General features: G+C 47.8%; 17 protein-coding genes. 9 read left to right on the forward strand and 8 right to left on the reverse strand.

Annotated elements, in window-relative coordinates; all coding sequences use genetic code 11:
- Positions 1–465: 465 nt before the first annotated feature.
- Positions 466–798, forward strand: coding sequence for a hypothetical protein (locus BUB73_RS14705; RefSeq protein ID WP_073287043.1), 333 nt, complete (start codon positions 466–468; stop codon positions 796–798).
- Positions 799–929: 131 nt separating this feature from the next.
- Here BUB73_RS14705 and BUB73_RS14710 read toward each other — a convergent pair whose 3' ends face one another.
- Both BUB73_RS14710 and BUB73_RS14715 read right to left on the reverse strand, forming a co-directional pair.
- Entirely contained in the window at positions 930–1,109 is a 180-nt protein-coding gene (locus tag BUB73_RS14710; RefSeq protein WP_073287045.1) for a hypothetical protein, read from the reverse strand.
- Positions 1,110–1,553: 444 nt separating this feature from the next.
- A complete protein-coding gene (locus BUB73_RS14715) occupies positions 1,554–2,552 on the reverse strand; it encodes a hypothetical protein (protein ID WP_073238829.1) in 999 nt (332 codons plus the stop codon).
- 146 nt (positions 2,553–2,698) lie between these two features.
- On the opposite strand from BUB73_RS14715, the gene BUB73_RS14720 reads away from it, so the two are divergent.
- The 4 genes from BUB73_RS14720 (at position 2,699) to BUB73_RS14735 (ending at position 9,366) form a co-directional block, all read left to right on the forward strand.
- The gene (locus BUB73_RS14720) at positions 2,699–4,231 is read left to right on the forward strand and encodes an AAA family ATPase (RefSeq protein ID WP_073161269.1); all 1,533 of its coding nucleotides are present in this window, start codon (positions 2,699–2,701) and stop codon (positions 4,229–4,231) included.
- A gap of 6 nt (positions 4,232–4,237) precedes the next feature.
- Positions 4,238–5,257, forward strand: a complete 1,020-nt coding sequence (locus BUB73_RS14725) for a DUF4435 domain-containing protein (RefSeq protein ID WP_073287048.1) — start codon at positions 4,238–4,240, stop codon at positions 5,255–5,257.
- 105 nt (positions 5,258–5,362) lie between these two features.
- Positions 5,363–6,547 carry an exonuclease SbcCD subunit D gene (locus BUB73_RS14730; protein WP_073287051.1) on the forward strand — a complete coding sequence of 395 codons (1,185 nt, stop codon included), beginning with the start codon at positions 5,363–5,365 and terminating at the stop codon, positions 6,545–6,547.
- Positions 6,547–9,366 carry an AAA family ATPase gene (locus BUB73_RS14735; RefSeq protein WP_083539815.1) on the forward strand — a complete coding sequence of 940 codons (2,820 nt, stop codon included), beginning with the start codon at positions 6,547–6,549 and terminating at the stop codon, positions 9,364–9,366. The genes BUB73_RS14730 and BUB73_RS14735 overlap by 1 nt, the downstream gene beginning before the upstream one ends.
- 41 nt (positions 9,367–9,407) lie before the next feature.
- Here the strand turns inward: BUB73_RS14735 and BUB73_RS14740 are convergent, their stop codons facing one another.
- Complete coding sequence (locus BUB73_RS14740; RefSeq protein ID WP_073287057.1) at positions 9,408–10,979, reverse strand: hypothetical protein; 1,572 nt, start codon at positions 10,977–10,979, stop codon at positions 9,408–9,410.
- Between the two features lie 212 nt (positions 10,980–11,191).
- Positions 11,192–12,643: a hypothetical protein gene (locus BUB73_RS14745; protein WP_073238843.1), complete on the reverse strand. Its 1,452-nt coding sequence runs from the start codon at positions 12,641–12,643 to the stop codon at positions 11,192–11,194.
- A gap of 154 nt (positions 12,644–12,797) precedes the next feature.
- Between BUB73_RS14745 and BUB73_RS14750 the strand changes: the two genes are divergently transcribed.
- The gene (locus BUB73_RS14750) at positions 12,798–14,048 is read left to right on the forward strand and encodes a dicarboxylate/amino acid:cation symporter (RefSeq protein WP_073287060.1); all 1,251 of its coding nucleotides are present in this window, start codon (positions 12,798–12,800) and stop codon (positions 14,046–14,048) included.
- 72 nt (positions 14,049–14,120) lie between these two features.
- Here the strand turns inward: BUB73_RS14750 and BUB73_RS14755 are convergent, their stop codons facing one another.
- The 4 genes from BUB73_RS14755 to BUB73_RS14770 form a co-directional block, all read right to left on the reverse strand.
- A complete protein-coding gene (locus BUB73_RS14755) occupies positions 14,121–14,864 on the reverse strand; it encodes a hypothetical protein (RefSeq protein WP_073287063.1) in 744 nt (247 codons plus the stop codon).
- Between the two features lie 488 nt (positions 14,865–15,352).
- A complete protein-coding gene (locus BUB73_RS14760) occupies positions 15,353–16,354 on the reverse strand; it encodes a viperin family antiviral radical SAM protein (RefSeq protein ID WP_073287066.1) in 1,002 nt (333 codons plus the stop codon).
- Positions 16,355–16,370: 16 nt separating this feature from the next.
- A complete protein-coding gene (locus BUB73_RS14765; RefSeq protein ID WP_073161259.1) occupies positions 16,371–16,613 on the reverse strand; it encodes a hypothetical protein in 243 nt (80 codons plus the stop codon).
- 142 nt (positions 16,614–16,755) lie between these two features.
- Positions 16,756–19,224 (reverse strand): hypothetical protein, encoded by a 2,469-nt coding sequence (locus BUB73_RS14770; RefSeq protein WP_073287069.1) that lies wholly within the window; start codon positions 19,222–19,224, stop codon positions 16,756–16,758.
- A 194-nt stretch (positions 19,225–19,418) separates the two neighbouring features.
- Here BUB73_RS14770 and BUB73_RS14775 point away from each other — a divergent pair, with 194 nt between their 5' ends.
- From BUB73_RS14775 to BUB73_RS14785, 3 genes are read left to right on the forward strand one after another with little or no spacing between them, the layout of a single operon-like run.
- Positions 19,419–21,200, forward strand: coding sequence for a DUF6788 family protein (locus BUB73_RS14775; RefSeq protein ID WP_073287072.1), 1,782 nt, complete (start codon positions 19,419–19,421; stop codon positions 21,198–21,200).
- 18 nt (positions 21,201–21,218) lie between these two features.
- Complete coding sequence (locus BUB73_RS14780; RefSeq protein ID WP_083538281.1) at positions 21,219–21,839, forward strand: chromate transporter; 621 nt, start codon at positions 21,219–21,221, stop codon at positions 21,837–21,839.
- Positions 21,836–22,450, forward strand: coding sequence for a chromate transporter (locus BUB73_RS14785; RefSeq protein ID WP_073161254.1), 615 nt, complete (start codon positions 21,836–21,838; stop codon positions 22,448–22,450). The genes BUB73_RS14780 and BUB73_RS14785 overlap by 4 nt, the downstream gene beginning before the upstream one ends.
- Positions 22,451–22,535 lie beyond the last annotated feature (85 nt).

Here is a 22,535-nt window from a genome sequence, read left to right on the forward strand (position 1 = left end):
GAACACGGAAGTCAAGCCTCCTATCGCCGATGGTACCTGGCCTACGGGTCCGGGAGAGTAGGTCGCCGCTGGATTCACGGGCCCCCCGAGGAAAACCTCGGGGGGCCCTTTCTTTTATGTCCATCGCCGTCGCGCCGGGGCGTCGACGCGGGCATCGCCCGCCGTACATGGGCGCGGCTTCGGCCCGCCGCACCTGCCGTCGCCAGGCGCAGGCCATGAGCTGTCGCAGGAGGCTTACCGGGAAAGGCGGACCCTGCCGGCGGCCTTTCCGCCTGTCCCCAGGTTTGCGGGGCCTGCCCGACGAATACCATTCAAAAAAGTGTTTTTGTTTTTATCTTTATGTCTATGAAACGAGCTTTTACGCGAAAAGATTTTATTATCACTATTGTTATCTTGGTTGTATTTTGTGCGATTACTTTGCCTAAAGTTTTGGGACTTACTTCTGGTTCTCCTGAAAGGCAAGATATGGTTTACGCCAGGAGCGCACAGAAATTGGCTGTCTTGAAGTTCAAGGAAGTTGAGCTGCATGACGGGGAGGTCCTTTACTATTACGATGCCTCTCGCGTAAAGGTTCTTGATGCTGCAAATCGTCGCGATGCAGCGAAGTTGTCCAGTATTCGACCTTATGGTTCTTCTACAAGGATGGATTATGACGGTAGCCGTACTGGTGCTGTCGGGGTTCCTGATGGTAAATTCCTTAAGATCCAGATGGATTCCACCGGAAAGATTCTGGGAATGTTCTGGGTGAAGGAGGCCGAGGTAGGAGACGCTAATGAGAATGCCCCTGCTGAAGATTAGGGTCAGGATGTCTTAAGGGCATTGCAAAAAACGCGGGATTGTTTCCCGCGTTTGCTTTTTTAGGTGTTATGGTGGATAAGACGAATAACCGTGTGAAGCCTGCTTGGGGTTATTCCCCATGAGTGATTGCCCTAGCGGGCTGCGTTGCGGCTTGCCTGCTGGATTTCTTTGTCGTTGAGAGCGTAGGCGTATTTTTCTAGGCGCTGCTCCATGAAGGTCATTTGCTTTACCAGCTTGTTTTTTTCGTTTGCCAGGCGTTTGTATTCCGGATTGCGCATCAGGGGATTTTCTTCTTGATTCGTATTTGCCATTTTTTCTTCCTTTTTTTTGCCTTACGATACTTTTATCGTTTTGAAATTTTGAAGTGTCGAGTGGAAGTGAAAAAATTCTAGATTTCTCCGTTTTACTATACCAATGCATTTGCGGCATCTGTAAAGCCGCCTTTGGATAGCGATGGCTGTTACGCTATTTCTACTGCAGATGAACTTTATGGATTCAGTAGAATGTAAGTTTAGGAAATGGAATACCGTTGGTTAGGATTACTGAATTCCATTTCCGGTTTGTATGTAAAAGATTCATATTTTGCAGGACCTTAATCCCGGGGTGTACTTTATTTCATCAAGGATGGGATGAAATATCAGACAAGGAAACTGCAGTTGAAATAAGTCCGGATTTTTTTTTACCCGAACGAGAAAAAGGCAAGTCTCACGACCTGCCTTTTTTCAATTCATTCGTAGTAAACCGTTGCGTAAATCCTAGATCTTCCAGAGGGAAGGGATGGGGCTGGTGCTATCGTAGATGTCGTCGGCTTCGCGCATGGTAATGGACTTACTCTTGAGAGGAAGCATGCGGCGGGCGTCATCGTTGGCGGCCTTGCTGTAGGCTCCTGCCTTCTTGAACCAGCGGAGGGCTACGTTGTACATCTTGGCGCGTTCCAGGATCTTGCCGATGGCGGCGATGGCGTTACCGTAGGCTTCGCTGTCGTCTCCGGAAAACTTGAAATAGGCATCCAGTTCGCTTTCCCAGAAATCCAGTTCCTGGTAGCAGGGGAGCACTACAGATTCGCTGATGGTAACGGCGTCCATGTTGCCTGCCTTTGCGTTGGCGGCGATGGCGACGATGGCTTCTGCAAGTTCCTTGCGGCCGGTCTTCTTTGCGATTTCGAGCCAGGGGGCGATAAAGCGTGTGACGCCGTGGAAGGATTGCATGCGGGCGAGAGCTGCATCGGCATCGGCGAGGCCTGCGTCCTTGGCTTTCTTGTACCAGCCGGCAGCCTTGGCGTGGTTGCCGGCCTCTTCGCACTTTTTGCCGAAGTCGTTGGCCATGTTGCCGGATTCGGCGGCGGCGATTGCGGAGAGTTCTTCTGCGCTGCTGCCGTCTTCATCCAGTTCGCCGGCGGAGAGGTACATCTCGTAGGCGGTTTCCAGCAGGTTGGCGCGGACGAAGTATGTGGCCAGTGCCAGTGCCAGCTTGCGGGTATAGGGCGGAGTCTGGAGGGCGTATTCCTGCCAGTCGGCGGCTTCGCCTGCAGGGATTTCAGCTACGGATTCGGTGCCGGCGGCAATAGTTGCGGCATGACCCTTGGCCTGTGCAATCTTTTCAAGAGCCTTGCGGCCTACTGCTGAAGTGCTGTCTTCCACAGAGGAACCGACAATCAGTTCAAGCAGAGCCTGTGCAATCTTGAAATGACCTTGATTCTTTGCCATGACTAGGCGGCTATAATAGCTTGGGATGACTGCTGCGTCAAGATTCATAATGCCCTCGGTAAGTTTTTATAGTTTGCAGTTCTTTTCCTGCGAACTCATAAATAGAAATTATTTGTTGGCGGTTTTCGGGCATTTTTTGGGGATATCGCCATTTTTAGGGGTTCATCGGGGTTTATTGAATTAGATTTAAGTCTATGAAGAGAATTACCTCCCTGAAGATCGAGAAGCTGTTCGGTACTTTCGACTACGAAATTGATTTCGAGAAGACCGACGGTTTTACCATTTTGACTGCACCCAATGGTTTCGGCAAGTCCACCGTCCTGAAGATTATCCGTGCTGCCGCCGTGGGCAATTTCTGCTATTTTGCGGGCCTGGTTTTTGACCGTATCGAAATGAAGTTCAAGGGCACCATGGGAGACGAGTGGAGACCTAGAATGGGGCCGGGATCGGAACCTCTCAGTGACGAGGAGGCGGCAAGGCCCAAGGAAACCATATTGTTCATCGAGAAGACGGCCCGTGTCGTGGAGGAGTCGGAAGAGGAGGCCTCATCTTCTGAGAATAGCGACGAGGAGACTTTCCAGCCTTACGTTTGCCGCATCTGTTGCGATGACTTCGAGAATTTCTTTACGGATGAGGATATCGACCGTTCCGTCAGCGAGGTGGTGGGTTCCATCCAGACATTGGAGCCCATGTACCAATATATGTCAAATGGGTCCTGCAGACTTTGGAAAGACAAGAAGGATGGGGAAGTCTTCGACATGTCGGGTGTGTTCCGCAGGTACAGTCTGCACTTCCGCAGGATATTCCCGTGGCTTGTCACATTGGTGCGTCGCCTGAATTTCGAGGTGAACTACATCAGTACCAACCGCCTGTACAACGAAGAGATCGAAAGGTCGGTTTCGGGTTTCGCCGGACGCGTTCGTGGCCGTCAGATCGAAGAGGGGCAGGACCTGGGGCTGAACCCTCACCTTCTGAAGATTTTCAGTATCAGTGACGATATCCGTGCGGCTCATAACCGCTGCATGCGGGCGCAGCTCCAGATTGCCCGAAATCTTGAATCCAACTTCGTGGACCGTGTGGTGGAAACGCTGAACCAGAAAAATCGTCCTTCCGCCGAGGAGACCCGCAAGAAGATTTCCTCCAAGATGACTTCCATCGCCAGGCTGGAGAAGAGTTGCAACGAGTTCGGTATCATTACTTCGGCCAACAAGAAGAAGAGCAAGAATCCCGAGACCGATGACGATTCCGCATTGATCGTGTTCAGCATGTATCTGGATGATGTGAAGGCCAAGATGGATGTTTTTGAACCGCTGATCAAGAAGCTGAAGATTTTCTCGGAGTCGCTGAAGGAACTGCTGGACCTGAAGACGGTTACCATCAATCTCTCGGACTGGGAAAGTATCCTGGGAATCAAGAATTCCAGGTCCGGTGCAGCCATTCCCCTGGATGCCCTGTCTTCTGGTGAACAGCATCTGATTGTGCTTCTGGGGCGTCTGCTTTTTGATGCCAATAATTCCGAGGCGCTGGTGATGATGGACGAACCTGAAATTTCCTTCCACCCCAGTTGGCAGGAGGAGTTTTCTGAGATCCTCTTCAAGATTCAGAACGAGTCCCGCGATGCGAAGAACGCAAGGCCCAAGCGCCAGTTTATCGTGGCGACTCATTCGCCGGCCTTTATCGGCGATCACTGGGACAAGACTGTGGAACTGGCCAAGATGGTCAAGTAGGTTCGGATGGCTTTCGAGTACCTGGAAGATTTTGGCAGGAAGCGTCCCGCTTACGACGTGAATCTGGCACGAATGCGCAATGACGCCCATTCGGATAAGATTACGTTGTTTGTAGAAGGGGATGACGACCGCACATTCTTCCGGAGTCACCTGAAGGACCGTCTTAAATGGAAAATCGAATTCGGCCCCAAGAAGAAGGGCGTGCTTGCCCGCTACCGGAAATACCTGGAAAATCCGACGGTCCATTTTGCGGTGTTCTGCGTGGATCTGGATTTTGACTTTGCCGTGGAACTTTTGAAAAAATCAAGGGATGACAGTTCGCGGATCATCGATGATGAACAGCTGCTGTATCAGCTTTTTGATGTAGACGCCTGCGCCGGCTTTAACGATCTTGAAACGTTCCTGTTCCTGTCGGATTCCTATTCTGGCATGATGGTGGAATATTATGACGATGACGAAATCATCGAGAGTATCCGTGACGGGATCAAGACGGTGGGCGTGACCATGGGGGCTTTGCGGGTGGCGAATATCCTGGTTCGCGAGGAATGGGGTTTGCCTGACGATGCCTCGATGCTGTGTCAGCGGGAGGGCGGGAATCATGGCTGCCTGAAGTTTGATGTGGACTTTATGGATTCCTTCGGCTTGCTGGACCTGAAACATCTGACTTCTGCAAGCTTGGAACTGATCGGCGAGAACTTGATGCTGGCCTTTTCGGAGAATGAATATACTGAACACTTGCCTGCCGTTATAAAGAGGGCGGCGGAGGTCCTGGATTTTATCGAGGGCCACCCGAAATATTTTGCCAATTTCCTGCGGGGCCACGACCTGATGGATTTGCTTGCCCGTAGAATGGCCTTTGACAGGAACCGCAAGGGGAGTTCATTCAAGTCCAGGAAAAAACTGCCCGATGGCGGCAAGGTGGATTTCGAGAAATTCCGCGAAGAGCTGGAATCGGACCTTCGAAAGGCGGCAGGCGATTCCATGGAGCGGATCAAGGAATTCCCCCTGGGCAGATTGCTGAAATAATTTTTCTCCCATATCTGACATTTTAGTGTCAATTTTCGATAGTATATTTGTAGACCGAAAAAGAGTCTGGTTCTACAACGCATATTTTTTAGGAGAAGAGAGAAAATGAAGTTTATCCATACGGCGGACCTGCATATCGGTAAACGCATCTGCGAGCGTTCCATGCTGGAAGACCAGAGGTATATTCTAGCTGAAATCCTGAAGATTGTAGAAGAAGAAAAGCCGGATGGTGTATTGATTGCCGGTGATGTATATGACAAGTCTGTGCCCAGTGCCGAAGCTGTGGAAGCGTTGGATGATTTCCTGGTTAAGCTGTCCGATTTCGGTACGAAGGTTTTCGTGTTGAGCGGTAACCATGATTCCGCCGAGCGAATTGCATTTGGCGGTCGTCTCATGGCTAGCCGCAACGTTTTTATGTCTCCAGTCTATACGGGTGAGTTTGCACCTGTGACCTTGAAAGATGAGTTTGGCGAGGTGGATGTCTGGATGCTTCCCTTTGTGCGTCCGGCGACAATCAAGGCGTCCCTTGGGGTAGGTGAAGAGGCTGATGCTGAACGGGAACAGATTACTGATTATACAAGCGCCATAGGGATGGCCTTAAGCAAGATGAATCGTATTCCCGGACGCCGAAATGTTTTGCTGGCCCACCAGTTTGTAACCGGTGCCCAGGTGGATGAAGCCGGCTCCGAGGAATTCGTGGGAGGCTTGGACAATGTGGATTCCTACGTCTTTGAAGGCTTTGACTATGTAGCCCTAGGCCATATACATCGCCCGCAGAATGTTGCCGTGAATAAGTCGGGAGTAGGCTATGTCCGCTATAGCGGTACGCCATTGAAGTATTCCCTTTCCGAGGCGCCCCACAAGAAGTCCGTAACGGTGGTGGAACTTGGTGACGAATTGGAAATACGTGAAATCCCGCTAAAACCCATGCGAGATGTTCGCAAGATCGAGGCGAGTTTTGAAACTCTGGTTTCGGCGGAATTCCGTGAAACCCAGGTGCGGGAGGGCAAGAGTCTTGACGACTACATCTATGCGGTGCTTACCGATGAAATCGATGTGTCGGATGCTGCTGCAAAGTTGCGTGGGTATTATCCGAACTTGATGGCTTTGACTTATAACAATTCCCGCACGAGGAGTGTCGCTAACCTTGATTCTGAGAATGTAGACCAGAAAACTCCTGAGGAAGTATTCAGTGATTTCTTCAAGGAAATGAACAATCGCGAAATGGATGAGGAGGAAAGCGAATTCGTTAAGGATTTGATTAAATCTATTTGGGAGGGCAACCGATAATGAGACCGTTAAAACTTGTGATTACGGGTTTTGGCCCTTATGCGGAACGTACCGAGATTGACTTTGCGAAGCTGGGCGCTCATGGTCTTTATCTGATTAGCGGTGATACCGGTGCCGGAAAAACCACTATTTTCGATGCCGTTACCTACGCACTTTTTGGAAAGGCTAGCGGTGAAAATCGCGATGATGCAAAGCTTTTCCGCTGCACCAATGCGAAGCCCGAAACTTCCACCGAGGTGGAGTTGACTTTTGCCTACGACGGAAAGGACTACCGTATTCGCCGCAATCCCGCATATGAAACGCCTAAGGTGAAAGGGCTGGGGATGACGACGAAGCCTGCTTCTGTCACGTTCTATTACCCTGACGAAAATGGACATGTTTCTGAAACTAGCCGTAGCGTGTCCAAGGACAGGGATGTGGCGGAGGCTGTAAAGTCGGTAATGGGTGGCCTGGACAGGGATCAGTTTTCCCAGATCGCCATGATTGCCCAGGGCGATTTTATGAAGATTCTTCTGGAAGATACCAAGAATCGTCGCGAAACTTTCCGCAAGATTTTCAAGACGGAAAATTTTGAAAAGCTTCAGAAGAGGCTTAGTGAAGAGGCGGCCAGTTTCAGCAGGAATTGCGATTCCCTGGTACAGACGGCCTGCACTCATGTTTCCGGAATCCAGTGTGCTGAAGAATCGAACCTTGCTGCAGATGTTTCTGAAAAGAAGGCCATGGCCCAGAACTTGCAAATTGCGGATTGGGAAGAGGTTTGTGTCTTGCTGCAGAATCTGGTGAAGGAAGATGAGGCTACAGTCAACAGCTGCGCTGGTGAACTGGAAAATCTTAGGAGCAGGATTTCTGATCAGGATAAGGAACTGGGCAAGGCTAGTACTGCGGTCAATAATCGTAGTGCCTTGCAGAAAGCCCAGGAAGAACTTCCTGTGAAGGAAGCGGACCTGAATGTAAAATTGAAGGCAAAGACGGCACAGGAAGCGTTGCAGCCGGAGCGAGAGAAACTTCAGGAGCAGATTACCACCATTCAAAATTCCCTACCCCAGTATGATGGCCTGGAACAGAATCGTACGGATTTGGATGGAAAGAAGATTACTTTGGAGAAAGGTCTGGACAAGTTGAAAACTGGCAAGGCTACTTACGAGAAGAAGTATGCCGAAGTTCAGACCCTGAAGAAAGAACTTGAAACGCTTTCTAATGCCGGTGAAAACAAGGCAAGGCTGGAAGCGGAAATCAGGGAACTGGAAAAACGTCAAGCCGAGATCCAGAATGTGGGTAGGCTGCAGAAGAAATACAATGACGAAATGAAGAATTTGCAGGATGCCCAGGATGAATTCCAGGATGCTCAAAAGGCCTATACCGCCCTTCGAGATGAATACGAACGTAAGAATCAAGCCTTCCTGAATGAACAGGCAGGTATCCTTGCTGTTAATCTGGAAGAAGGCTGCGAATGTCCGGTATGCGGTTCCACTCATCATCCCCATAAGGCCTGTAAGTCTGAAGAGGCTCCCTCTCAGGCGGAATTGGAAACATTGAAAAATCAGGTTTCTGTAGCAGAGGTTTCTCGTAACGACAAGAATGCTGCAGCCGTTCAGCAGAAGGGTAATTGCGATAGCTTGAGGGGAACCCTTCAGGATGAATTGAACAAACTCTTCGGGGAATGTCCTATTGAGGAGGCCAAGTCCCGTGGGAACGATGAATTCCAGAAGAATCGCGATACTTTGAATGCTTTGGGTGAAGATCTGAAGGCCGAAATCAAAAAAGCGAACCGCAAGCAGGAATTGGAAAATAAGGAAACCGGAATTCCGGCTCAGGAAAAAAAACTGGAAGAATTGCGCGTTGCCAATGAAAATTTGAACCTTGACAATAATGCCGTTGCCAAGGATATTGAAGCCTTGAACAAGTCCATTTCAGAAAAGTTGAAGGATCTTGCCTTTGAAAGCAAGGATGCGGCCTCTAGTGAAATTCAGAAGTTGCGGACTAATCTGGTAACCTCCAATAAGGCTCTGGAAAACGCCGTAAATGCCTACAATGCGACTTCCGGTGATGTGGAGGCACTGAAGGGACAGATCAATGCCTTTGTGAAATCTCTGGAAGGCGTTCCCGAATATGACCTGCCTAAATTGGAAGAGGCTAGCAGACAGTTGAAGGATTTGTTGACTCAGAAAACGGAAGCCTGGAAAAATGCATCGGGCAGAGTTTCCCAGAACAAGTCTACCCTTGATAATATCAGGACCGCTGCGACCCGGCTCGCATCAGTCAGCAAGAAGCGTCAGTGGCTGAAGAATCTATCCGATACGGCAAACGGTGGCCTTAGCGGTCGCGAAAAGCTGATGCTTGAAACTTACGTTCAGACATCCTATTTCGACCGCATTATCCGTCGTGCCAATAGGCGCTTTGCCATTCTGTCAAATGGCCAGTATCAATTGATCCGTCGGACGGAAGCTTCCAATAACAGGGCTCAATCGGGCTTGGATCTGAATGTCATTGACCATGTCAGTGGGAAGCAGCGCGAAGTGAAAACCTTGAGCGGTGGCGAAAGCTTCCTGGCATCGCTTTCCTTGGCCCTGGGGCTTGCCGATGAAGTGCAGAGTTCTGCAGGCGGTATCCAGTTGGACACCATGTTTGTGGATGAAGGCTTTGGCTCCTTGGATGATGAAAGCCTGAAGTCTGCAATCCATGTTTTGCAGAACCTTGCCGGAGAGCATCGCCTGGTAGGAATTATCAGCCATGTAAATGAACTTGAAAATAAAATTGACAAGATCGTTCGCGTGACGAAAGACGAAAATCATGTTAGCCGGGTGAACATAGATGTATAGGCAGAGTGCTAGGCGCGTTGAGGTTGCCTAGCACTTCGCTATCAGTAATAGAGGAATACGTGCTTAAGGTCCTCGGCGCAATTGCTGGGACCTGAAGCCGTTTCGCTGGGGGTACTGGATACGACGCTGGAGTAGCGGCCATCTCCATCCATAAATCTGATCTTGCCATGATTGTTTGTGTGCAAGGCGCAGGACATTCCCAGTGGCGTGAGCATGGGGAGACTTTTCCAGAAGTTGTTCTTCTTGATGGAAGCGAGAAGGTTCGAGGCGTTGGCCTTGTAGTTCCTGTAGGATTGTTCCGCGTCTGCATTTGTCTGGATGAATGCCTGCCAGATGTCTCGGCAGCGGAGGTTGTGGGAGTTTCCCTTGATGGGGGCGTTATCCATGGCGAAATGGAGGGCGCTCATGAGGGCGATTTCGAACTCTCCGCTAAATTTTTCCTGTTCCTGGGCGGGGCCTGCAATAATCCCTGAGCCTGATTGTCTTTGCCTAAGTCCCTGGACTTGGGCGTTCAGATTTTGGATTTGCCAGTCTGCGTTCATCAGCTCTTTTTGGGCGTCCTCGCTGGCGGTCATGATCTCGTCGGCGATTTTCTGGATTTCGTCGATTTCGGCATCCTTCATGGCGATGGCGCTTTCCTTGGATTTCTTGAGGCGCTCCAGCTTTTTCTGCAGTTCTTCCAATTCACGGTTTTGGCGGTTGGCGGCTTGCCGGCTGGATTCTGCTGCCAGGGCGCAGGCCTTTTGCGCTGCGGTCAGCTGTTCCCTGAGACTTTCCATTTCCTGCTTTTGACGCTCGATGCGGTTCTGCAGTTTTTCCTGTCGGGTCTTTTTGGCCTCTTTTTTCTGTTGCTTGGCTTCTTCCTTGGTGGCGGGGCGGGTGATGTTGAATGTTCCGTGGGGCGTCTTGATGGTTTCCTTGATGGGCTTTGAACCTTCGATTTTTTGACCGCTAATTTTTGAAATGTTCAGCGTCCAGGAACTGTCCTTGTTGCCGAAGTAGAAATCGGGAATTTTGATTGGGTTTGGTTTTCGGAACATCGTTTCGTAGAAAATCTTGAATCCGATAATGCAGGGGCAGACGTGCCAAGGTTCTCCGATGCAGACGCTTATCTTCGGAGGCCATTGAGAGGGGATCGCGTAAATCTGGAAAAGGTGTAAAATCTCGAAATACTTTTCGGCGTCTTCTGAATGCCAGAAATTCCTGAGGTCCTCGGGCAGGAAGTGTGCTGTGATAAAGATGTTGGCGCTACAACTCTTCCCCTTTTTTCGAAGGATAACCCGGAGGTTCATGGACGGCGAAGGCAGTCTCATTTCGAAGGATTGAAATTCTGTATTGGCGAAGGTGGTGACGTCGCTCCAGATGCCGGTCTGGTCGCAGCCAAAGGTAATGAGATCTTGCAGCCAGTGGTTTGGAACTTCCTTGAATCTTTCGCGGTGGATGTTCCTATAGCCCCATTGGCCAACTGTCATGGTGGCGATTTTTTCTAGCGGGAGTTCCTCAAGTGGAATTTCGATGTGGAAGGTATGGGGGATGAGCCCATTGCAATGTTGAACGTTATGATTTTTGAGTACAGTAAGGTCTACAGCAGACAAGGTGAATGCCTGTTTCATATTGCCTCTAAAAGGTTAGCTTTGTTTTTTATGCGTCCCCAAAAACAAGGAAATTTCTATTCCTTATCCTTGGGTGATAGTTTATTCTTGATTTTGTTATGTTATGTAAAAAATGACGATATAAAAAATGTGCCTACAATAATAAGCACATTTTTAGATAAATTCAATCTTTTTTAGAAAATTAGTTCATTTTGCAAACAATTGTTGCTTTTTTACGGGATGTCGTTGGGCCTGATGCCGAAGGCCCTGGCATTCTCGATCAGGATGATTTCCGATGAGCCGTCGGTGAAGTGGTCTTCTTCCTGTTCGTTCGTGAAGGTGGACATGCCCTTTTCGTAGGCGGCAGCGAAGGTGGATGGCTTACTGCCCCAGGCCATGGTGGTTTCCAGGAAGTTGTAGTTGGAGTCCTCTTCGTTGGTGGACCAGCCCAGGAAGGCATGACCGGGGATGTTGACGATGACGGTGTGCATTCCAAGGGATTCCAGGATGCTGGCGAAGAGGTTGGTGCCTTCGATGCAGTTTGCCTGCTTGGTACGGAGCACTTCGATGGGGTACTTGATTTTTTGGCCAGGGGAGCCTGCGTCGGTATTGTTGACGTAGTTGATGCCCTTGGCGCTGAGCACTTCGTATACAGCCTTTACCAATCGTGCCGAACTTTCGGTCATGCTTTCGTCGCCGTCGTAGAGCTGGTAGGCCTTTACGGATCCGTTGGGCAGCTTGGCTTCCAGTTCCTTGTGGATTGCCGTAATGGAGTCCATGTTGGGAGTTACCCATACGGCGCTCCATAGCGAGCGGTTTTGCACGTTGACGTATTCGGCGCCGTTGATTTGCATGGGGTGGATGGTAGACGGCTCAGATGAAGAATAGAAGAGGATTTCGTGATCGTTTTCCAGGGCGTAGGCGCGGATCTGGATCTGCACCTGTTCGGGGGCGGTAAGGGCAGCCAATGCCTTGTTGTTGAATTTGAGGCTGGGGGCGAAAATTCTTGTGGTGTCGGGGTTAACGAAATCGGTAACGCTGGCTGTGTCAGTGAATCCGTCGATCCAGGACTTGACGGTGATTTTCTTCCAGCGGCAGGGAATCTCCGGCTCGCTGAACGAAGTTCTGTTTTCGCAGGTGTTCTTGACGGTGATGGATACCGGCACAGGAAGCACTTCGCCCTTGGAATTGATGTAGTCCTTGTACATCAGGGGGTACTGATTGGCGAAGGCGCCGTAGATGTCCTTCTTGACGGACCATGTCCAGGCATTGAGGGTGCGGATGGCTGCCTGGCTGTAGATATCGGCGTAGACGCTGTCGTAGAGCTTGGCGTACATGGAGTCGAAATCGGCTTCCTTCAGGCTGTCGATGAGGGCTTCGCGGACGGAGTCCATCCAGGCGTCAGAAAAGGCGTTGTCGAAGAGAATCTTGTAGACGGTGTCTACGTAGGGTTCTGCGTAAAGGGAATCCCACAGGGTGCCGGTGATTTCGTCGCGGATGGCGCTTGCCAGGGAATCTACGTTGACTTCCTTGGCGTCCTTGCCGTTTTTGCCATCTTTACCGTCTGCGCCGTTGATACCGTCGCTGCCGTTGTCGCCGGAACATGCGGAAAGGGAAATTGTAGCTGCGAATACGAGAACGATGCCGGCAATTTTTGCCAGACCTTTAAAAAAAGAAATCCTCATTAAACCTCCAAAAAGATTTGCTGAATAGATAAAAATTGAGAGTTTATTTGTCAAATGGGTCCGTCTGATTTTTTATAACAGATGTAAAAGTTTTTACCATATGAATTTTTAATCTTTCTAAATTTTCGGTCAGATTTTTTTTAGTGAGGTCCAAATGTCTCAGAACGAAAATGCTATGGCCGGAGCCGCCAGGAAAGTCAAGTCTGTCAAGACGCAGGTTATTGTCTGGGTTGTTGCGCTGGTGCTTGGTGCCCTTTTGGGTCTGATCCAGAGTGAAGGTCTGCAGAACCTGATTAACTTCATCGCTTCTGTTTATACCCGCCTGTTCCAGTTTGTGGCCGTGCCTACCATTGCGCTTGCCCTCATGACCACTCTTTCTGCCCTGGGTGTCCAGAAGAATACCGGCCGCATTTTTGGCCGTACCATCATCTACACCTTGCTGACCACTTTTGCGGCCGCCTTCGTGGGACTGCTTCTCTATAAGATTATCGGACCGGGCAACCTGCCCATGGATCTGGTCAGTGGCGGTGCCGCCGAAGTTCCCCAGAACCTGAGCGCCATGAGCTATTACGATCATTTCCTCAGCATCGTTCCCAACAATGTGGTGCAGCCCTTCCTCAGCGGTAACGTGCTGGGTATCTTGATGGTGGCCGCTGCCGTGGGCCTGGGCCTCGCCTTTATGCCTGATTCTGATAACAAGCATGCTCTTGTGAAGGTGATCCTCGGTCTTCGCGAATTGCTGTTTACCTTGATCCGCGCTCTCGTCTGGGCTTTGCCCCTTGGCGTTGTGGCCTTTGCCGCCCAGCTTTCTGCACAGGTGAATGCCGGCGTGGTGGTGGGTTCCCTGGGTAAGTACCTGGCTGTGGTCATGGGCGGAAACGCTATCCAGTTCCTCATTGTGCTGCCCCTTTTCCTTATTGCCCGCGGCCTGAATCCTATCCATGTTCTCAAGAAGATGAGCCCCGCTGTGATGATGGCTTTCTTTACCAAGAGTTCCGCCGCAACGTTGCCTGTGACCATGCAGTCTGCCGAAGACAACCTGAAGGTAAAGCCGGAAGTGGCCCGCTTCGTGCTCCCCATCTGCACCACCATCAACATGAACGGTTGCGCCGCCTTCATTTTGGTGACCAGCCTTTTCGTGATGCAGAACAGCGGTGTGGAACTGACTCTCGGCACCATGATCACCTGGGTGTTCATTTCCGTTCTTTCTGCAGTGGGTAACGCTGGCGTTCCCATGGGCTGTTACTTCCTGACCCTTTCCCTCATGGTGGGCATGAATGCAAACATCGGCGTCATGGGCGTGATCCTCCCGCTTTACGCTGTCATCGACATGATCGAGACTGCTGAAAACGTCTGGTCCGACTCCTGCGTCTGCGCCATGACCAACAAGGATCTGAGCAAGTAAGATAAATTAAGACTATGTATAAAAAATCCAGCCCTAGATTTTGGGACTGGATTTTTTTAGTGAAATTTTATTTTAGTAGGTAACCGTTACTTCCCAATCCATGGTGTAGTAGGCAGAACCGTCGTCGGTCTGTTTTATGGTCTTGTCGATTTTCTGTCCTACATCATTGATTGCGTAGCATTTGGTGGATGTGTATTCCTCGTCGTCAAAGAATGCGTCTTCGTCGACAAACTTGGGGCATACCTGAATGATATTGATACCCTTGGGCAATAGTACGGAAACTTCCTTGCTGCCAAACCAGTAGCCCACATCGTTACCGAGATTGATCGTTGTTGTCTTGACAGGATCCATTTCATCGATGCCGTCTTTGCTGGACTTTATGGTAAAGGAAATTCGGGGTTCGCCATCTTCCTTGTCTTTTTCGTCCATAGCTTTTAGCTGCTCGTATTTGAGCAGGTTGATGGTTAGGGTAGTCCGCGCCGTAGTGTAAACGGAAACTTCTTGCTTTGCAGGTTCCTTGATTTCTTCCTTTGGATTTTCGCCGGAATCAGAACTTGTAATTGCATCCGCGTAACCTCCTGAATTGCTGGATTTAGGAGTGGAGGCATCCTTTTCTGCAATCCATTCTCCACCGATGCACACATAGTTGTCGTCCTTATCCTGGACGTATTTTGTTTCACCTCTGTTGCTACTGTTACAAGCGCCCAGTTCGTAAATGCTGGAAACAGAAGAATCGTTTGCTGCTGATGATGACGAATCGTCAGAACATGCTGCGAAAAATGCGGTGACGGTTGCTGCAAGTAATATTTTCTTCATAAAAGCTCCTTTACTTTGTTGTGAATGTAACCTTTTCGAACTTAAGAAGAACTTGACGACTTTTTATGAAGAATGAATTTCGTTCAAATAAAAAAGGCGTGGTGTCGTTCTTCGCTTACTTACAGACTGAGGCTCGGCAAAGCCATTACGCATAAATAAACGACAACAACCCACGCCCCAATGGGACGTGAGCGTTTGCCTGCTATCTTCTGCGTTTGTGAATTTTGCCGATTCCAGTCTAGAAGATAAGAGCAAAGCTCAAAAAAATCCGGTCGCGGTTTCTCGCTATGTAAAACGAAAGTTAGATAAAATTTTTTAGTAGGTCAATAAATAGTATTAGACGACAGTGAATTTTGGACGTTGGTGGTGATAGGGATGGTGCAACCAAAGCTATCAAGGGCGTAATTATTTGCCGATTCCAGTCTCCTTGATAACCTGGTTGCACCAAATTTATGAGCCGTTGAGGGATGCTCTTGGGGCGTGGTGACTTAATCCTTGTCTCCAAATGGGCAGCAGCAGTCGAAAGAAACGTCTTCGTATTCGTTCATAAGGAAGAACTCCTCCATGCGATATTTGGCCTCTTCGGTGGCGTAGTTTTCATAACGGTTGTTAAACTTTTCCTGGTCAAAGTTGATTTCCTCCAGGGCTTCATCAATAGAAATTTCAGTGAGGGGGTGGCTGTATTCGTATTCCTTGTGACCATTCTGGAAAAGTCTTCCGTCGGGAGCGATCATCAGGTAGCTTTCTGTCATGACATCGTTGTCTTCAACGAAAATGACGTTGTTTTGTTTTTGGGGTGCGCTGAAGGCCGCCAAGAAATTGCTCAGAGGATCTTTCTTTGGCATTTTTTCTTCCTTGAGATTGTTGAACAGGAAGGTGTTGAACTTGAAATCAGAAATGCCTTCTTTTCCATCAAAAGGCAGCTGACGAAGAATCTTCCACTTGTCAATTTTCAGTTCGGCCATACGGTCCACAAGAATTTCGTTGAAGTTGTATTCGTTCACTACGGTGTTGATTTTGATATTGAGGCCAGGATTAAGAGTGCGGAGTTCCTCCAACTTTTCCTTCAACTGCTGAAAGGAAATAGTCTTACCATTGCATTCCCTGCCTATTCTCACATTGGTTTTGTGATCGAAGGAATCAATGGAAACTCCTACCTGGGAAATCAAGTGGACGAAGGGACAGATGTATTCAAGATGGCTTCCGTTGGTAATAATGGAAATTTCGAAGTCCATTTCGTGAGCCATTTTGATGACCTGCCAAAGACGTTCCTGCTGCAGAATGGGCTCTCCGCCTACGATATTGAGACGCTTTTGGGTGAAGAGGCAATCTTCGAGGCGAATGCTTTTAAGATTTTCAAGTATCTTTCGGACATTGTCTGGGTTTGTCCAGATTTCCTTGACTCGATTCCATTTCGCAAAACAGTATTTGCACTTGTAGTTACAAGATTCGGTGATGTGCCAGTTGATGACGATGGTCTTGATGTTCATTGGTGGGCTCCTGGGTTTATCGGATGATAGTGCCTGTTTGAATGAGATAGTTGCGTAGATATCTGAGGTAGTCTCTCTTGAAGTTGGAATAGGCGCGTGGATCGCTGGGGGTACACGGAACAGAGAAGAACATTCTCGCTCCTTTTGCGACATGCTTGATTACCGTATGTTTTCCCTTGCGAACGACTTGCCAAAGGCCTGTAGCCAAAAGGCGGTTGCAGAGGGTGTTGATTTCTTTGTCGGTTGACAGATTTGCCATTTAGAACTCCTTTTTGGGTGCGAACAAATGGAGTAAAAGGAGAAACCAAATCCTACTGTAGAATGTTGACGAAAATTTTCTAAACAGCAAAAACGGCGATTTTCAATGAAAATCACCGTTTTTGCTGTTTACTTGTTTTTTATTATTGCAAGGAAGCTAGGTATTCTTTGACTTCTCTGCAACGATTTGATCTGTATTCGTGATTAGGATAATCGTTGGAACGGAATTTTTTTTCCCATTCTTGGGCGTAAATTTTAAGTTTCTCTACATCAGGGGCGCCGTAGTCTGATTCCTGTTTTTGGGCAGACTCAATCATTAACCGTACTCCATCGAGCCAACCGACTTCAATCGCTTCGTAAATCGGGTTGTACTCTTTTTGTCGTTGAACGGTTGTTCCGTCCATGGCGACTTGAGGATTTGCATGGTTTTCTAACAGTAGTTTGAGCATGCTTAGCATTTTTTGTTCGGATAGGGTTTCCTTTATATATTTTCGTTCCCAGACTTCTAAAAGGTTTTGCGCCCAACAGTCGATTGGTGAATTTAGCTTGACAAAGGCATCCATTCTTTGCTCTGCGAAGGTTGCGGAATTATTTGGTTCAGTGATGTTCCGATGTTTTGCCAATAATTCGTCTGCGTTGTGACCGAGTTTTCTAAAAAATGATGAGTCAGGGCGCTCCTTAAAATCTTTAAGATAAAGATCCAAATCGTAAATATAATGGTATTGGCGGATAATCCAATAAATGGGTGGCCTTGGTTGAACCTTTTCGGCAAGCTTGTTGATCCATTTTTTTTGATCATTTCCACAATAGATTTTGTACAAATCGATAACCTTGCATAAAACTTCTAAATTTCCGGAACATGCTGCTTGATTTAGAATGGATTCATAGGATGAAGTTAGTTCCCGGAAAGTTCTAGAAGGGGAATTACCTTTGTCTTGTTTATAGTGGGGAATGAGGGCCTTGAAAATTCTGTAGGCATTTTTCCATTGGCTGTCTTTTCGTTCTTTAAAAACCTTGTACGAATCATTGATGCAGTCATCGATATTTTTGCAAGCCTTATATGATTCAAGAAATGTATGGTAGGGCGCCTCTTTGTCTGCGTATATGTATTCGGTTAATTCTTTGTTTTCGTAAAGCAGAGGGGATTTGGGTGGACAAACGTAAGTCCTTCCGTAGGAAAGATGTTGGGATAAATTTAGATAGGTAAGGTTCCAAAACAACGCAGAATCATTCACTGGACTTGTGTTGGCGACATAGGCGCCTTTTTCCAACAGATTTTCAACAATCTCGGGTTCATTTAATTGGGTAAAGAAAATGAGCTGGGGACAATTGCTTGTGTTACCGAATGAAATTTTTTTCTGGTTCACTTTTTTATAATCGGGTGAGGGAATGGTTGCCTTGTATTTTGGAAGCTTAATGTATGAAAATTGAAAAAGAGGCCATTCCTTGAATCGCTTTTGGTATCGATTCATAATAATGGTTTCTTTGTCTTTTTCTTCCAAGTTGAATTCGTTAAGTTCTATTTTTAGAAAACATCCCATGGAGTATATTCTTTTAAATAGAGCTTTTAAAGATTTCTTTTTGTTTTTGTCTACGTTATTACGGCTGCAAAGATCAGCAATGAAAGACAGGAATAGGCTATACCATTCCCATGATGAATTTAATTCCTCAACTTCAGGGCTACCATTATAGAAATAGAGCGGAACCATTTTTTCTAAAAGAACAAGAGCCTCTTTGTCTTTGTGTTGCAATAACAGATGTTTAAAATCCATAAGAATGAGGTAAGGATAAACATAAGAATGGCAACAGTCTTTTAATTTATTGATTCGTTCGTCATTATCTTTGAGGGAGTAGGGCATTTTGGGACCTTTGACTAGTTCAAAGGTTTTCTCTGCTTCTATGCAATCTTTATCAATTTTTTGTCGTATTTCTTTGGAAGTATTTTCAAAAGGGTATTTTTCAAATGATTTTTGCCAGAACCATAGTGACAGCAGTTTTTCTCTGAAAAAAGAAACCTTTTGTATGGATGATTGCTCTACACGATCAAGAAAAGAGAGCAAGGTATCAATTTGAGGAGTAACCCCTTGCTTCCACTGATAATAGTTTTCCAGGACATCTGAATTGTTTTGCTGTGATAACTGTAAAGGTGAACTTAACCTTTCTATTTCATTGATGCACTTTGTAAAAGGCTTTTTCTCTTTCGGACGATCTTTGATCCAAATGTCACTATGGTTGTCTTCGCATAGATTAAAGGTATCACGAAAAAAAAGGTGCATTAAACCGACCAAGTGTGCATTTTTTTCATATAGTGGATCAAATTCATGTTTTACAACAGAGATGAAGTCATCTCTAAATTTTTTGTAATTCAATTCAAATGTGTTTAGGTAAATTTGAATGTCTCTTACTTGAATATTTTGTCTTCCCAAGTTACAATTTGAGATTCTCATTTTTACTTTTTCAAAAGAATCCTCATGGTCTGTTTCGTAACCTGAAATTTTTTTTGAACAAGGAAGAAAATCATCTAATGCCAGTAAAGTCTCTTCTAAGGAAGGGAACCGCTCTTTCAATCTCATGGGACAGGCTAAAAAATCATTGTACTCTTTCATTGACATAAGGAAACTACCTCCACATTACAAATCAATATTATTTCTTTTTGCTTAGCAAATGTCTTTGAAAAAAAGTTGTGGATAAATAGAGAAAGATGTTGATATGTTGGCCTCTTTTTTAACAAGCTGCTTTGCTTCTTTTAACTTATTAAGTTAAATTTTAAGTTAAAAAGCGATGAAGTGCAAAGGGGCGGAACATTATGGCAAAGAGCGTCGGCGGAATCACCTACAAGACTATCAACGGTAAGCGTTATGCGTATTACCAGTGGACGGAAGATGGCAAGCAGCGTTCCCGCCGCGTGAAGGATGAGGAACTGCCGTCGCTTTTGGCAGAGATTGAACAACGCAAGGCGGCGAAGTCGGTTGCAGCGTCGCTTACGAATGGCTTGCTGCTTCGCGATAATGGGGCGGCTTATTTTGCTGGTGGAGCTCTTGTCGCCGTGACGAATGGCTCGGCTGGACAGTCTTTCAAGACGGATGTGAAGCTTGGCGCTGCCCTCACGAATTTTGCAGCCAATGTTTTGCAGTGGAAAAAACGCGATGGCTTTGAACGTCTGCGTGGTTACATTTATGGTCCTGGCAATGACCGTGTTTTCATTCTGTATGGGCTTCGCCGCACGGGTAAGACGACTTTGATCCGCCAGCTGTTTGGAGAGATGGCGCCTGGGGACTTGGTGAAGACGGCTTTCGTCCAGATAAATTCAAGGAACAGTCTTGCGGACTTGAACGCTGATCTTAAAATTCTGGAGGGTGCGGGCTTCAAGTATGTGTTCATCGATGAGGTGACGATGCTTGCCGATTTCATCGAGGGGGCGGCCCTGTTTGCAGATGTGTTCGCTTCCTGCGGCATGAAGATTGTTCTTTCGGGTACAGACTCTCTGGGTTTTGTTTTTTCCGAGGATGAACAGCTTTACGACCGTGCGGAAATGTTGCACACCACATTTATTCCGTATCGCGAATTTGAGCGTGTTCTTGGTTTGAATGGTATTGACGAGTACATTCAATATGGCGGTACCATGAGCATGGGCGGCCGTGAATACAATAAGGACCGTTTTACCTTTGCGAATGTGAAGAGCGCCAATGAGTATGTGGACAGCGCCATCGCGAAGAATATTCAGCATTCCCTGAAGTGCTACCAGTACGAAGGTCACTTTCGTTCGTTGAAATCTCTGTACGAGGCGGGTGAGCTGACCAACGCCATCAACCGCATTGTAGAAGACATCAACCATCGTTTTACCTTGGATGTGCTGACCCGTGATTTTCGTTCCGGTGATTTGAGTTTGTCGGCAAAGAATTTGCGTAGAGACAGGTTCCACCCTACGGATATTTTGGACCGAGTGAATGTGGTGAAGGTTACTGCACGCCTGATGAAGAATCTTGATGTGAAAAATCGTCAGGAAATGAGCGTCGCTATTTCCCAGGACCATGTACGGGAAATTCGTGAATACCTTGACTTGCTGGATTTGACGGTTGACATTGATGTGGAAAACTTTGGGAATTTCAATCAACGGGAGCGATTGACCACGATTTCACAGCCGGGACTTCGCTATGCCCAGGCGAAGGCTCTGATTGATTCCCTTTTGCTGGACGATGCCTTTCGTAGTTGTTCACTGGTGGAGCGCAAGTCTATTGCAGAGCGCATTCTCAACGAAATCAAGGGCCGCATGATGGAAGAAATCGTGCTGCTCGAAACAAAAATGGCGCGACCTGATTGCCATGTTTTTAAGTTGCAGTTTGCGGTCGGCGAGTTCGATATGGTTGTTGCTGATCCTGAAAGCGCGACCTGCGAAATCTATGAAATCAAGCATTCCGAAATTGTGGCAAAAGAACAGTATCGCCACTTGAAGGATGCAAAAAAGAGCCGCGATACGGAGTTCCGCTACGGCACCATTGTAAGCAAGAACGTGATTTACCGCGGCGCGTCACAGGTGATTGATGGTATTAATTACTTGAATGTGGAAGAATATTTGCGCGAACTTTAGTTTTGCTAAATTTGTTCTATGCCCGAAAAAGTGCCTCAGTCAAAGTCCGCGCAGCATCCTTCACAGGATCCCGCACAGGCCTCAAATGACGTCGCGGTCTCCCGCAACATCTATCTCGACGCATTCCTGACTTTCTTCAAGATAGGGCTGTTTACTATCGGTGGCGGTTACGCCATGATTCCGCTGATCGAGGCGGAAATCATCGAGAAGAAGAAGTGGGTGGGCAAGGAAGAATTCCTGGACCTGATGGCCATTGCCCAGAGCTGTCCGGGTGTGTTCGCTATAAACATCGCCATCTTTATCGGTTACCGTTTGCGTCGCGTGAAGGGTGCCATTGTAAGTTGCATCGGCACGGCGCTGCCCTCCTTCATTATCATTCTGCTGATCGCGTTGTTTTTCCATCAGTTCAAGGATAATGAAATCATCGCGGCGGCATTCCGCGGCATTCGTCCTGCGGTGGTCGCCCTGATTGCCGTTCCCACTTACAACCTGGCGAAGAAGGCGAAGTTGAACCGCTACACCTTCTGGGTTCCCATTGTGAGTGCCCTGCTGATTTGGCAGTTGGGAGTTTCTCCCATCCTGATCATTATCGCGGCAGGAATCGCTGGCTACATCCTGGGCCGCGGAGGCAAGAAATGATCTTCCTTCAGCTGTTCATTACATTCTTTAAGATCGGCCTGTTCGGGTTCGGTGGCGGTTACGGCATGCTCTCGTTGATTCAGCAGGATGTGGTGGTCAATCACCCCTGGATGAGTTCTGCCGACTTTACCGACATCGTGGCCATTAGCCAGATGACCCCCGGCCCCGTAGGAATCAACTGTGCCACTTACGCCGGCTATACGGCCCTGCAGAATACCGGGGCGGACCCTTGGGTATGCTTCCTGGGGAGCCTGGCGGCAACCTTCTCCCTAGTGCTGCCTTCCTTGATCCTGATGCTCCTGATCAGCCGTTTCTTTATGAAATATGCCAATCACCCCAAGGTGCGATCCATTTTTGATGGACTGCGTCCGGTAGTGGTAGGTTTGTTGCTTTCGGCGACCCTGATGCTCATGAATGGCGAGAACTTTGGCAATCCCTTTGCTGATTTTGGTGGCGATCCCCTTCAGGCGAAGCAGTTTGCCGTGGCCGTGGCCCTTTTTGTGATTTCCTTTGTCTTGACCAAGGGTTTTTCGGTTGGACATCACAAAATAAAAGTCAGCCCTATAAAAATGATTGTCTTGGCCGCCATTATTGGTGCAGTTCTTCTGTAAGTTGTTGTGTAGCACCACAAAAATGCCCATACTCCAACATGGCATATTGATAAATACAATTTAAAGTTGTATTTTCATAAGCCGA

This window comes from Fibrobacter sp. UWH6, assembly GCF_900142465.1.
Lineage (GTDB): Bacteria > Fibrobacterota > Fibrobacteria > Fibrobacterales > Fibrobacteraceae > Fibrobacter.